Source organism: Shewanella atlantica, from assembly GCF_003966265.1.
GTDB lineage: Bacteria > Pseudomonadota > Gammaproteobacteria > Enterobacterales > Shewanellaceae > Shewanella > Shewanella atlantica.
Genome location: NZ_RXNV01000001.1, coordinates 405,845 through 418,888, shown reverse-complemented (window position 1 = coordinate 418,888; position 13,044 = coordinate 405,845). Strand labels below are relative to the sequence as shown.

Here is a 13,044-nt window from a genome sequence, read left to right as displayed (position 1 = left end):
ATTAGCAAACTAACAGCGCCGATTTCTCTGTCAGATACATTATTTTAATGATTTAGATAATGGAAGAGGCGCGGTATGCCGGTTAAAATTCCCGATGATCTGCCAGCAGCAGAGATCTTAGAGTCTGAGAATATCTTTGTCATGAGTGAGACTCGGGCTGCAAATCAAGATATTCGCCCGATGAAAGTGCTTATCTTGAACTTGATGCCGAATAAGATTGAGACTGAGACCCAGCTGCTGCGTTTACTGGGAAATACTCCTCTGCAGGTCGATGTGGATCTGCTCAGAATTCATGATAAAGCCTCCAGGCATACCTCAATAGATCACATGAACAACTTTTATCGTGATTTTGAAGCCGTGCGTCATAAAAACTATGATGGCTTGATTATCACCGGCGCCCCCTTGGGTCAGGTTGAATTTGAAGATGTGACTTATTGGGACCATATTCGCGAAATTATCGATTGGTCACAACACCATGTTACCTCCGTGCTTTTCCTCTGTTGGGCAGCGCACGCAGCGCTCTACCATCTCTATGGATTGAATAGAAACTTACTCGAGGTGAAACGTTCTGGAGTATTTCCTCATCGACGAGCGCACAGACACTTCCCCTTGTTACGCGGGTTCGATGATGAGTTCCTGGCCCCTCATTCACGTTTTGCCGAAATGGATATTAAACTTTTAAAAGCGCATCCAGCATTGCAGGTATTAGCTGAATCTGACGAAGCTGGCGCCTATATGGTACTCAGTACCAATAACCGTAACCTGTTTGTTATGGGACACCCTGAGTACCAGAGAACGACGCTTAAGGATGAGTATTTCCGGGATCTGGGTGAAGGGTTGCAACCTGAGATCCCGCAAAACTATTTCAGGCACAATGACCCGAACGAGGAACCCGTCGCGCGCTGGTATGGTCACGGCAGTCTGTTGATCAGTAATTGGCTCAACTACTATGTTTACCAGTTAACCCCCTATAACCTGGCTGACATGAGTGGCATCACCCCCTGGGAAAGTGAGGGTAATTGAGGTACTAGGTACTAGGTACTAGGTTCGAGTGGCTTTAGCTTGCTACTCGACCCTCGACCCTCGACCCTCGACCCTCGACCCTCGACTCTTAAAACTTAAAACTTAAAACTTAAAACTTAAAACTTAAAACTTAAAACTTAAAACTTAAAACTCTATATTCCCCCTCTCTTTTTCTGCCACTTCCCTTCGTTAGGCTCCTTGCCATCTTTCAATACGACTAAATAGCTAATCTGTAAATCTTGAGTGACATTCAGACCTCATACTTTGGTAGAAGTTTGACCAGCTATACTTGCTTTACGTTCGCGTAAACGTCACAGTGATATTAATTGAGCAAGATCACACTTACTATTTGTTTTTAGATGTTGGTGATTCAGGTTATTCACCGACAGGGCTAATCCATTACCGGAGTAGATATGAGTACAGAGCAGTCAAACCAAGATATCGTCATCGTTGCCGCTAAACGTACCCCTATGGGTGGATTTCAAGGGGCATTGTCGAGTGTGGCTTCACCAAAATTGGCAGCAACGGCCATCAAGGCCTTAATGGAGCAAACCGGATTGCCTGGTGAGCAGCTGGACGAAGTGCTGATGGGCTGTGTATTGCCTGCAGGACTGGGCCAGGCTCCGGCTCGTCAGGCGACATTAGGCGCTGGACTTCCTTTGTCTGTTGGCGCGACAACGGTAAATAAAGTCTGCGGTTCGGGCATGAAGACCGTTATGTTAGCCCATGACCTGATTAAGGCCGGCAGTGCCTCAGTTGTGGTTGCCGGTGGCATGGAGAGTATGAGCCAGGCGCCATACCTGCTCGATAAAGCTCGCGGCGGGATGCGTATGGGGCACGGCAAGGTGATGGACCATATGTTCCTCGATGGCCTCGAAGATGCTTATACCGGTGGTGCTATGGGCACATTCGCTCAAGAGACGGCCGATGAGTTCAATTTGACCCGAGAGCAGATGGATACATTTGCGCTAAGCTCACTGGAAAAAGCCAATGCCGCGATTGAAAGCGGTGCCTTTAAAGAGGAGATCGCTGCGGTTACGGTTTCCAGTCGTCGCGGCGACACCCTTGTCGATACCGATGAGCAACCCGGCAATGCCCGTCCGGATAAGATCCCAAGCTTACGTCCGGCCTTTGCCAAAGATGGCACCATTACGGCGGCGAACTCAAGTTCAATCTCTGATGGTGCTGCGGCATTGATGTTGATGACGGCTGAGCAGGCCTGTTCACTGGGGTTAGCTGTGCTTGCCACCATCAAGGGACATACGACGCATGCTCAGGAGCCATCTATGTTTACTACGGCTCCTGTCGGTGCGATGAATAAGCTGCTCGATAAGGTGAACTGGAGCAAGGAAGATGTGGATCTGTTTGAGATCAACGAGGCCTTTGCCATGGTGACCATGTTGGCTATTTCAGAGCTATCCCTCGATGAATCGAAGGTTAATGTTAATGGTGGCGCGTGTGCGCTTGGTCATCCTATCGGTTGCTCCGGTGCACGCTTGTTAGTGACGCTAATCCATGCCCTTAAGGCCCGGGGTCTTAAGCGAGGCGTCGCCTCCTTGTGTATCGGTGGCGGTGAAGCGACGGCCATGGCTATTGAAGTCTAGTTCTATCGATTTGCACTAACGCGAGTAACTAACGCAAGCAACTGTCGTAAGTAAATAAGAGATGTGAGTTAACAAGTAGTCACTCACATGTAGCAATCAACAAGACAAAATGACCGTTTTTTTGTGTGTAAAAACAATAATAATGCCGCAAAAATCGGTTCGAAACGATCTTAATGGGAAGCAATATGACAACTCAAGTTAAGCATTATATCGACGGCCAATTTATTCTGGGTCAGGGAGAACAGCAGATTTCGGTAACGAACCCTGCAAACAACGAACAGATAGCGGTGATCAATAGTGCCACCGTCGAAGAGGTAGAAACCGCTGTAGCCAGCGCCAAGACGGCATTTAAAAGCTGGAAAGAGGTGCCTGTATCTGAACGTGCACGTGTGATGTTTAACTACCAGCATCTTCTTAAAGCGCACCATGACGAGATTGCGACTATTTTAGCCCAGGAAACGGGCAAGACATTTGAAGATGCCAAGGGCGATGTATGGCGCGGTATCGAAGTGGCTGAGCATGCATGTAATATTGCGACTCTGTTGATGGGAGAAACCGTCGAGAATGTCGCCCGCAGTATCGATACCTACAGCTACACTCAGCCTCTTGGTGTTTGCGCCGGTATTACACCGTTTAACTTTCCTGCCATGATCCCGTTATGGATGTTCCCCCTCGCCATTGCATGTGGTAACACCTTCGTGCTTAAGCCATCGGAACAAGATCCAATGACGCCACAACGTCTGGTCGAGCTGTTCGAAGAGGCGGGTGCACCTAAGGGCGTACTGCAACTGGTTCATGGTGATAAGGTTGCCGTAGATGTGCTTCTTAATCATAAAGATATCAAAGCCATCTCATTTGTGGGATCGGTCGGTGTAGGTCAGTACATCTATAAGACGGGAACCGATAACTTAAAGCGTGTTCAGGCATTTGCCGGGGCAAAAAACCATTGCGTCATCATGCCCGATGCCAATAAGCAGCAGGTGATCAATAACCTGGTGGGTGCCTCTGTAGGTGCGGCGGGTCAACGCTGTATGGCACTGTCGGTTGCCGTGTTTGTCGGCGCCGCCAAAGAGTGGGTTCCTGAGTTGAAAGCGGCGCTGGCTAAGGTTAAGCCAGGGCTTTGGGATGACAAGGACGCCGGTTATGGACCTGTTATCAGCCCCGCAGCTAAGGCTCGGGTGTTATCTCTTATCGAGCAGGGGAAAAATGAAGGCGCAGAATGTGTGCTCGATGGTTCTGAATTTACCGTCCCCGGATATGAGAGTGGCAACTGGATTGGCCCGACTATGTTCACTAAGGTGACAACCGAGATGAGCATCTATAAAGAGGAGATCTTCGGACCTGTACTGTGCTGCATGGAAGCCGATTCATTAGAGGAAGCTATCGATATCGTTAACGACAGTCCCTACGGTAACGGCACCTCAATCTTTACTGCCAGCGGCGCGGCCGCCCGCAAGTATCAGCATGAAATCGAGGTGGGGCAGGTGGGCATTAATGTTCCCATTCCTGTGCCTCTGCCGTTCTTCTCATTCACCGGATGGAAGGGAAGCTTTTATGGCGACCAACATGCTTACGGTAAGCAAGCCGTTCGCTTCTACACCGAAACGAAAACCATCACCTCTCGTTGGTTTGAGTCGCAGATCTCTGAAGCCGAACACGCAGCGCCAAATATGACGATTGCACTAAAATAAGTAATTAATATAAGGGCTTAATATAAGATCTTAATATAAGCACTTAAATAAGTCGGTATAGAAAGTCGTCCGCTGTCTATAAGGTTTTTCTATAGGCAGCGGTATTAAGAACCCGTATCACTCACATTATTAACGCAAGGCACAATAAAAAAAGAGAGCCGATTTTAGCCACTAAGATCTACAGCAAGCTCAATAACTAGTTCAACAACTAGTTTAATAAAAATATGTGCCGAAGGAGACCTACAGATGGATTTCAATCTGAATGAAGACCAACGTCAGTTTGCCGATCTCGCCCTGCAATTTTCTCAAGAGGAGTTAGCCCCTTTCGCCTCTAAATGGGATGAGGAACATCACTTCCCCAAAGACGTTATTCAGCGCGCCGGCGAACTCGGATTCTGCTCACTCTATTCACCGGAAGCTGAGGGAGGTATGGGCCTGTCCAGACTCGACTCCTCAATCATTTTTGAGCAGCTCTCAATGGGATGTACTGCCACCACCGCCATGTTGACCATCCACAATATGGCGACCTGGATGGTCACCAGTTTTGGCTCACAAACATTAAGAGATGAGTGGTCTGAGTCCCTCACCACGGGTCAGAAGCTGGCTTCCTACTGCCTGACCGAGGCCGGGGCGGGAAGTGATGCGGCATCGTTGAAGACTAAAGCGGTGAGAGAGGGCGATGAGTATGTGATCTCCGGCGCTAAAATGTTCATCTCGGGTGCGGGAGCCACCGAACTGTTAGTTGTCATGTGCAGAACCGGAGATGAAGGACCCAAAGGGATCTCGGCTATCGCAGTACCGGCCGATGCGGCGGGTGTCATCTACGGTAAGGCGGAAGATAAGATGGGCTGGAATGCCCAACCTACTCGCGAAATTACCTTCACAGAAGTGCGCGTTCCTGTCTCAAACCTACTGGGCGAAGAGGGGCAAGGTTTTACCTTTGCCATGAAGGGACTCGATGGCGGGCGCATCAATATCGCGACCTGTTCAATCGGTACGGCCCAGGCCGCTCTCGAACGTGCAACTCAATATATGAATGAGCGTAAACAGTTCGGTAAACCCATTGCCGCATTTCAGGCGCTTCAATTTAAATTAGCCGATATGGCCACCGAATTAGTGGCGGCAAGGCAACTGGTGCGTCTGGCTGCGTTTAAGCTGGATGAAAAAGATCCCGAGGCAACTGCCTACTGCGCCATGGCAAAACGTTTTGCTACCGACATCGGGTTTCAGGTGTGTGATGCGGCGCTTCAGCTGCATGGTGGTTATGGCTATATCCGTGAATACCCGTTAGAGCGCCATGTGCGTGATGTGCGGGTGCACCAGATATTAGAGGGCACGAACGAGATCATGCGTTTGATCATTGCCCGTCGTTTGTTGAATGAAAATGCAGGCCAGATCCTGTAACTCACAGTGTTGGAACTGACTCGACCAGCTAATAAGGAATCGATTAATGACAGGAATAATTGAACGCATAGAAGGCCATACAGCCATTCTGACCATGAGTAACCCGCCGGCAAACACCTGGACAGCCGAAAGCCTGCAAGCTCTAAAACATAAGGTACTTGAGCTCAACGAGAACAGGGATATCTATGCCTTAGTGATGACTGGCGAAGGGGAGAAGTTTTTCTCGGCAGGCGCCGACCTTAAGCTCTTTGCCGATGGTGATAAGGGCACCGCGGCGTCGATGTCGAAACACTTCGGTGAAGCGTTCGAAGCCTTGAGTCAATTTCGTGGTGTATCTGTTGCGGCGATAAATGGTTATGCCATGGGGGGCGGATTGGAGGTTGCGCTGGCCTGTGATATCCGTATTGCAGAAGTTCAGGCTGTGATGGCGTTGCCGGAAGCTTCGGTTGGATTACTGCCTTGCGCCGGTGGCACTCAAAATCTAACCGCACTGGTTGGCGAAGGCTGGACCAAGCGCATGATCTTGTGTGGTGAGCGACTCAAGGCCGACAAGGCCGAGTCTCTGGGCTTGGTTGAAGAGGTGGTTGAAACCGGTGAGTCTCTCAATGCGGCGATTGCGCTGGCCGCAAAAGTGGCCAATCAGAGCCCAAGCAGTGTAGCCGTGTGTAAGCAACTTATTCAAGCAGGCCGGACTATGCCCAGAAGCCTGGCATTACCCTTAGAGCGAGAACTGTTTGTCGGTTTGTTCGATACAGAAGATCAGGCGGAGGGGGTGAATGCCTTCTTGGATAAGCGCAAGGCCAACTGGAAAAATTGCTGATGACAACTCATAAAAACGCAGGTGCTGAACTGGTTGCCCAGAGTGATAACAGCGTCGTATTTCAGACATTAGGTACGGCGTCGGGTAAGCAGATCGGTGTCGTGACACTCAATGTTGAAAAGGCGCTCAACTCGCTTAATCTCAACATGGTTAACGCCATGACTACGCAGTTATTGAAGTGGCAGCAAGATGAGAATATTGCCATGGTGATGCTCGATGGCGCTGGCGAAAAAGCCTTCTGCGCCGGCGGCGATGTAAGGGCTATCTATCATGCTTCGATTCAAACGCCGGGTGAAGTGACCGAGCAGGCAGAGACGTTTTTTGAACGTGAATATCGTCTCGATTATCTGCTGCATACCTTAGGTAAGCCGGTCATGGTGTGGGGCGACGGCATTGTCATGGGGGGAGGCCTGGGCTTAATGGCGGGAGCCAGTCACAGAGTATTGACCGAGCGTTCACGTATCGCCATGCCTGAAGTCACTATCGGTCTATATCCCGATGTCGGCGGTAGCTATTTTCTTAATCGCATGCCGGGTAAAACCGGGCTGTTTCTCGGTTTAACCGCCTACAATATGAATGCCGGCGATGCAAAATATGTCGGGGTGGGTAACCACTATCTCAACAGTGACAGTAAAGAGCCACTGCTGGATCACTTAGCCACCTTGGGTTGGAGTGATGAGCAACAGCTCAATCATAGCTTGTTAACCGAGCAGCTCAATACCATGGAGCTGCAGGCATCGGTGCCCTTGCCTCAGGGGAAGTTAGAGACGAATCAAGCCGAGATAGACGGGCTGATGACAGGCTCTTTGGTCGAGATCATCGAGCGGGTTTCCGATTTTGATTGCAACGACTCCTGGCTCGAACGCCCACTGAAGACGCTGCTCTCGGGTAGCCCAATCAGCTGGCACCTTATCTATCGTCAAGCTCAGCTTGGTACCTCGCTCAGTCTGGCTGAGGTATTTAAATTTGAGCTGGGGTGTAGCGTGAACTGCTGCGCTATCGGTGATTTCAGTGAGGGAGTCAGGGCTTTGTTGATCGATAAGGACCGACAGCCAAGATGGCGTTATCAGGACGTTTCGGCAGTACCCCAGGATTTGATAGCGCAATTAATCACATCACCTTGGGCTGATGCTCAGCATCCACTGAAGACGCTCTCTTAGACATAATGGTTTAAGCAAAGTGTCTTGAAAGAGATGTGCTAATGAAATGGCGTAACGGTGTGAGCGCGAAAGTGAACGCTAAAAAACAGAATGAGTATGAACGACTAATAATGAATTAAGTTTATCTTCAAATTGAAGGCTAAGGAGCATGAGATGACAAGTGTCGCATTTATCGGGTTAGGGCATATGGGGGCGCCAATGGCGGCCAATTTAGTTAAGGCTGGCTTAACGGTGCGAGTATTCGATCTGGTACCGGAAGCGATAAAGTCGCTTACCGATCTTGGCGCGTTAGCGGCGAGCAGTGCCTGTGGCGCCGCAGCGGGCGCAGATGTCGTTATCACTATGCTTCCGGCCGGCAAACATGTTCGTTCGCTCTATCTCGGAGAAAGTGGCGGTGGTGAGGGTAAGGGCTTAATTGATGTGGTTGCAAGGGACACCTTACTGATAGACTGCTCAACTATAGATGCGCAAAGTGCGCAGTTAGTGGCAAAGTTTGCCGCAGAGAAAGAGCTCGAATTCGTCGATGCTCCGGTTTCGGGGGGAACGGCTGGTGCGGCGGCGGGGACACTCACCTTTATCTGTGGCGGCAGCGATGGTGGTTTCGAGCAAGCTAAGAACGTGCTTAGCAATATGGGAGCGAACATTTTTCACGCAGGTGATGCGGGCGCCGGTCAGGTTGCCAAGATATGTAATAACATGTTGTTATCTGTCCTGATGGTCGGAACCAGTGAATCTTTGCAGATGGGAATCGACCATGGTCTGGATCCCAAGGTATTATCTGAGATAATGAAGGTAAGTAGTGGTGGTAATTGGACGCTGGATAAATATAATCCTTGTCCGGACGTAATGGAATCAGTGCCCTCATCGAATGGCTACCAGGGGGGCTTCATGGTGGACTTGATGGTTAAAGACCTCGGGTTATCCCAAGAGGCTGCACTACTGTCTAATTCAAGCACGCCGATGGGAGCCTTAGCGCGCAGTTTATACGTTAACCATGCTCGTCAGGGCAATGGTGCACGTGATTTTTCCAGTATTTTTGAACAGTTTACTAATTTAAAACAGGTTAAAAACAAAGGGTAACTCGATGGATTTAAAAGATAAGGTTGTGGTCATCACTGGTGGCGCCGGTGGATTAGGTCTGGCAATGGCGCTGGATTTAGCTGAATCGGGTGCTAAGCTGGCGCTTATCGATGTTGATCAGGAGAAACTTGAACGTGCCTGTGCCGACATCGGCGACAGAGCAGAAGTTCAGGGTTACGCTTTCGATATCACAGATGAAGAAGATGTGGTCGCCGGTTTCGGCTTCATCATGGAAGATTTTGGCAAGGTTAATGTGTTGATCAACAACGCGGGGATCTTGTTCGATGGCATGTTGGTGAAAGCTAAAGAGGGCAAGGTCACCGACCGTATGTCGTTCGAACAATTCCAGGCCGTTATCAACGTCAACCTCACAGGTTCATTCCTGTGTGGCCGTGAAGCGGCTGCCGCCATGATTGAGTCTGAGCAGGAAGGGGTGATCATTAATATCTCCAGCCTGGCTAAGGCGGGCAACGTAGGTCAGACTAACTACTCTGCATCTAAAGCCGGTGTCGCGGCGATGTCAGTCGGTTGGGCTAAAGAGTTAGCTCGCTACAATATTCGTAGCGCAGCCGTCGCACCAGGGGTGATTGAAACTGAGATGACTGCAGCGATGAAGCCTGAAGCATTGGAGCGTCTGGAGAAGATGGTTCCGGTTGGTCGTTTAGGTCAGCCGGGAGAGATCTCTTCGACGGTTAAATTTATCATCGAAAATGATTATGTGAATGGCCGCGTATTCGAAATCGATGGTGGGATACGTATCTAAACGATACGATACCTTCTGATATCGCTGAAAAAAACGAGCTTAGGCTCGTTTTTTTATTGCTTGATAAGATGGTTACTTGTTCGAAACTTAGAAATTAAGCTGTATCTAGTGGTCAAAAGTGAAAATCAAAAAAACAGCCTCTAGCGACTGTTTTTTGATTTAAGCTACTCAACAATACGGAATACTTCCCACTTCATAGTACCAGACACAATGTGAGGCTCGAGTTCGATACTCCATTGCTTATGGCCGTCTAACGCACCTAGTTTTTCCCAAGACTCATTTAATTCAGCCAGGTTATTGAGAGTAATTTCAGAGATAACTGTCGACTCTAAAGCACCAATAGAACCTGTTAGAATTCTACATTTTCCTTCCCAGCCGATTTGAGCCCCAAAATTATTTTGCCATTTTGATAGAGAGTCAATAACAGCAGGCTTATGTCCAAATTTTGCGTCTATAGACCAACGTGCAACTATCATATGAACTCCCTCCCTCTATATTGGTTACGAAGTAATAAATATAGCCCATAAATGCTATTTATCTAGAGAATGAGTATCATTGCTAACTTTGCTTTGCGCCCCATCGGCATGAAGGTCTCTACAGAACTGCTGTCTTAAGCTAATTCTTGCTCGCCGTATCTAAATGATACCTTCTTATTGGATTCGCTCAGTCTGCTCTAAAATCTACACTTTGAAGTAGAACGGGTATGGCTCATTTGCTAGAATCCATTCCTATTTTATGGCAGCCGTATTGGCTGCTACGCTCTGTTCGTACTGACGGTTTCGCACCGTTCAGTTTCTAACAGTGCATTCAGGTTTTACAATTTAAAGGCAGGTTATGACCGTTCTTCTAATGACTCCACCTATGACCCAGCTTAATACGCCCTATCCGGCAACAGCGTATTTAACTGGTTTTTTACGCTCTAGAGGTTATGAGGCGGTGCAGCGAGATCCTGCTATTGAGCTTTTCCTGGAGATGATGACAGCACCTGCGCTGGAGATTATTCGTCAGCATGTGGAACAAAACTTTGAGCATTTTGAAGACGATGAGCTACCTGAAGTAATTTTTAATTTTCTGGCTGAGTTTGACCGTTACCATCAAACCGTTGAGAGCGTTATTCGCTTTTTGCAGGGCAAAGACCCAAGCCTTGCAATGCGTATCAACTCCCGTCGTTTTTTACCTGAGGGGCCGGCGTTTGACACGATTGCTCAGATGGAAGCGGTATCCGGCGATGTGTTGCAAGCGGCCTTTGGCAACCTAGGCGTACAAGATAAAGCCAAATATCTGGCAACCCTGTTTATTAATGACCTGTCTAATGTCATTACTCAGGGGGTTGATCCTTACTTTGAAGTCAGCCGTTATGGCGAGCAATTAGCGGCGGCCAACCCAAGCTTTGACAATCTCTACGATACCTTGATGAACGAATCGAGTTTCAGCTCGGAAATTTTAGAACAATTGGTCGAGCAATATCTGGAAGAAACTCAGCCTAGCGTCGTCGCATTAACCGTACCTTTTCCCGGAAATATGTTAGGCGCTTTACGTATTGCGCAAACCTGTAAAGCCATTAATCCAGATATTCCCATCGTTTTGGGCGGTGGTTTTATCAATACCGAGTTGCGAGCGCTGAAAGACCAGCGAGTGTTTGAGTTTGTCGATTTTATCTGTCTGGACGACGGCGAGCGTCCTTTTATCACGCTGCTGGAATACTTCGAAGGAAAGCGTGGGATAGACGACTTAGTACGAACCTATTTCCTCGCCCAAGACAGCGATGGCGATGAAAATGGCCAACCCTATGTACACTTCAATGAAAATGCGCAGCTCCACGATATCCCTCAAACTGAGGTCGGTGCACCGATATACGATGGCCTGCCATTGGGGGAATACCTCTCTTTGTGTGAAATGCTCAATCCTATGCACCGCATTTGGAGTGATGGACGCTGGAATAAACTGACCATCGCCCATGGCTGTTACTGGCGTAAATGCAGCTTTTGCGATGTCAGTCTGGACTATATCGACCGTTTCGATGCCGCTGGCGCCGATGTTCTGGTGGATAGAATCGAACAACTCATCGAAGAAACCGGAGAGACAGGCTTTCATTTTGTCGATGAAGCCCTACCGCCAAAGCTGTTGTTTCAGCTTGCAAAACGGCTCATTGAACGCAATGTGGTGATCAGCTGGTGGGGCAATATTCGTTTTGAGAGAACCTTTAGTCAAGCGCGTTGCCAGTTACTGGCGGATTCCGGTTGTATCGCTGTAAGCGGCGGCCTGGAGGTGGCATCAGATCGTCTATTGAAATTGATGAAAAAAGGCGTGAGTGTTGAGCGGGTCGCCCAGGTAACCAAAGCCTTCAGTGATGCAGGTATTTTGGTTCATGCCTATTTGATGTATGGCTTTCCGACACAAACTGAGCAAGAAACCGTTGATTCGCTGGAAATGGTGCGGCAGATGATGAAGCAAGGTTGTTTCCAGTCCGCCTACTGGCACCGTTTTGTGGCCACGATTCACAGTCCTGTTGGCATAAACCCTGAGAAGTTTGGTATTACCCTTGCGGAGCGACCTGAGATCTTATTCGCTGAAAACGATGTGGACTTCAGCGATCCGACCGGTACAGATCATGAAATGTTGGGCGAAGGGCTCCGTAAGGCTATCTACAATTATATGCATGGTATTGGCTTTGAGCAGCCGATGAGCTTCTGGTTTAATCAGCCTGTAGCACGTACTAGGATGAAAAAAGACCTGGTATCAAAAGCGATTAACAATCTAATCACCAGCAATGAAGAGTGAGCAGTAGTTAAGCACCATCAACGATTAAAAGTCATCAGCAGTGAAGAGCCATCAGCAGTTAAGGGTCATCAGCTGTTAAGGGTCATTAGAGTCAGGTGAACACCAATAGATTTAATCTATAAAAAAGGCCACTTTCTTGTTCCGGAAGAAAGTGGCCTTTTTAGTGAACAACCATATTTACCCTCGCGTTCATAATCATATATCTACGCCATATTCACCGTTCTCGCAGAACCTTTTCAAATTTAAGAGTGCACATACCTCGCCGTAGGCGTCAGGTAAAAAGAAGGTCGACCTTAAAACAGGCTATCCAATATCGACTCAGCCAGAAGCTAAATCAGAAAGTGCAAACAGCCTTCATTCGAAGACCTGCAACCCCGAAGCTGAACGTCTCTTGAACTGTATCGCTAATCTAGGTGATAATAATCACGTTATGGGGATTTTGTATCGATGAGATTTGATAAGAAGATGGATTGGTTGGAAAAAGTAACGCGAAATGTCATGTTGTTTGTTGGGGTTTCTGGTGTTTTGATTATCTACTGCGGCTTCTTTTTTCTCCTGTTCAGTGGGCGTGACACAAGTGTGTTGCCTTGGTACCTGCTGCTTTCCCCTTGGGTATGTATCTATTTCGGACTGACCCAAGCTAAACAATTGGCCGTTATTGAATGGTTTAAGAATAAGATTGTCACAAAGAAGTAGCTGATTGACTAACTTTAGGGAA

General features: G+C 48.4%; 11 protein-coding genes. 10 read left to right on the top strand and 1 reads right to left on the bottom strand.

The window, feature by feature from the left end; genetic code table 11:
- Positions 1–75 precede the first annotated feature (75 nt).
- The 8 genes from metA to EKG39_RS01645 all read left to right on the top strand — a co-directional run bounded on the left by metA (position 76) and on the right by EKG39_RS01645 (position 9,545).
- Positions 76–1,023 carry a homoserine O-acetyltransferase MetA gene (metA, locus tag EKG39_RS01680; RefSeq protein WP_126503624.1) on the top strand — a complete coding sequence of 316 codons (948 nt, stop codon included), beginning with the start codon at positions 76–78 and terminating at the stop codon, positions 1,021–1,023.
- A 413-nt stretch (positions 1,024–1,436) separates the two neighbouring features.
- Positions 1,437–2,627, top strand: a complete 1,191-nt coding sequence (locus EKG39_RS01675; protein ID WP_126503622.1) for an acetyl-CoA C-acyltransferase — start codon at positions 1,437–1,439, stop codon at positions 2,625–2,627.
- A 185-nt stretch (positions 2,628–2,812) separates the two neighbouring features.
- Entirely contained in the window at positions 2,813–4,318 is a 1,506-nt protein-coding gene (locus EKG39_RS01670) for a CoA-acylating methylmalonate-semialdehyde dehydrogenase (RefSeq protein ID WP_126503620.1), read from the top strand.
- Positions 4,319–4,564: 246 nt separating this feature from the next.
- A complete protein-coding gene (locus EKG39_RS01665; RefSeq protein WP_126503618.1) occupies positions 4,565–5,722 on the top strand; it encodes an acyl-CoA dehydrogenase family protein in 1,158 nt (385 codons plus the stop codon).
- Positions 5,723–5,768: 46 nt separating this feature from the next.
- On the top strand, positions 5,769–6,542 hold the full coding sequence (locus EKG39_RS01660; protein ID WP_126503616.1) for an enoyl-CoA hydratase: 774 nt from the start codon (positions 5,769–5,771) through the stop codon (positions 6,540–6,542).
- Positions 6,542–7,702 (top strand): enoyl-CoA hydratase/isomerase family protein, encoded by a 1,161-nt coding sequence (locus EKG39_RS01655; protein ID WP_126503614.1) that lies wholly within the window; start codon positions 6,542–6,544, stop codon positions 7,700–7,702. Before EKG39_RS01660 ends, EKG39_RS01655 begins: the two co-directional genes overlap by 1 nt.
- Positions 7,703–7,855: 153 nt before the next feature.
- Complete coding sequence (mmsB, locus tag EKG39_RS01650; RefSeq protein ID WP_126503612.1) at positions 7,856–8,782, top strand: 3-hydroxyisobutyrate dehydrogenase; 927 nt, start codon at positions 7,856–7,858, stop codon at positions 8,780–8,782.
- Between the two features lie 4 nt (positions 8,783–8,786).
- Positions 8,787–9,545 (top strand): SDR family oxidoreductase, encoded by a 759-nt coding sequence (locus EKG39_RS01645; RefSeq protein WP_126503610.1) that lies wholly within the window; start codon positions 8,787–8,789, stop codon positions 9,543–9,545.
- 164 nt (positions 9,546–9,709) lie between these two features.
- Here the strand turns inward: EKG39_RS01645 and EKG39_RS01640 are convergent, their stop codons facing one another.
- A complete protein-coding gene (locus EKG39_RS01640; protein WP_126503608.1) occupies positions 9,710–10,021 on the bottom strand; it encodes a hypothetical protein in 312 nt (103 codons plus the stop codon).
- Positions 10,022–10,379: 358 nt separating this feature from the next.
- Here EKG39_RS01640 and EKG39_RS01635 point away from each other — a divergent pair, with 358 nt between their 5' ends.
- A complete protein-coding gene (locus EKG39_RS01635; RefSeq protein ID WP_126503606.1) occupies positions 10,380–12,326 on the top strand; it encodes a B12-binding domain-containing radical SAM protein in 1,947 nt (648 codons plus the stop codon).
- A 447-nt stretch (positions 12,327–12,773) separates the two neighbouring features.
- Positions 12,774–13,022, top strand: coding sequence for a hypothetical protein (locus tag EKG39_RS01630; RefSeq protein ID WP_126503604.1), 249 nt, complete (start codon positions 12,774–12,776; stop codon positions 13,020–13,022).
- Positions 13,023–13,044 lie beyond the last annotated feature (22 nt).

Bases quoted from the DNA above. Each gene is read 5' to 3' on its own strand.
- metA (WP_126503624.1), top strand. From the start codon at position 76: ATGCCGGTTAAAATTCCCGATGATCTGCCAGCAGCAGAGATCTTAGAG.
- EKG39_RS01675 (WP_126503622.1), top strand. From the start codon at position 1,437: ATGAGTACAGAGCAGTCAAACCAAGATATCGTCATCGTTGCCGCTAAA.
- EKG39_RS01670 (WP_126503620.1), top strand. From the start codon at position 2,813: ATGACAACTCAAGTTAAGCATTATATCGACGGCCAATTTATTCTGGGT.
- EKG39_RS01665 (WP_126503618.1), top strand. From the start codon at position 4,565: ATGGATTTCAATCTGAATGAAGACCAACGTCAGTTTGCCGATCTCGCC.
- EKG39_RS01660 (WP_126503616.1), top strand. From the start codon at position 5,769: ATGACAGGAATAATTGAACGCATAGAAGGCCATACAGCCATTCTGACC.
- EKG39_RS01655 (WP_126503614.1), top strand. From the start codon at position 6,542: ATGACAACTCATAAAAACGCAGGTGCTGAACTGGTTGCCCAGAGTGAT.
- mmsB (WP_126503612.1), top strand. From the start codon at position 7,856: ATGACAAGTGTCGCATTTATCGGGTTAGGGCATATGGGGGCGCCAATG.
- EKG39_RS01645 (WP_126503610.1), top strand. From the start codon at position 8,787: ATGGATTTAAAAGATAAGGTTGTGGTCATCACTGGTGGCGCCGGTGGA.
- EKG39_RS01640 (WP_126503608.1), bottom strand. From the start codon at position 10,021: ATGATAGTTGCACGTTGGTCTATAGACGCAAAATTTGGACATAAGCCT.
- EKG39_RS01635 (WP_126503606.1), top strand. From the start codon at position 10,380: ATGACCGTTCTTCTAATGACTCCACCTATGACCCAGCTTAATACGCCC.
- EKG39_RS01630 (WP_126503604.1), top strand. From the start codon at position 12,774: ATGAGATTTGATAAGAAGATGGATTGGTTGGAAAAAGTAACGCGAAAT.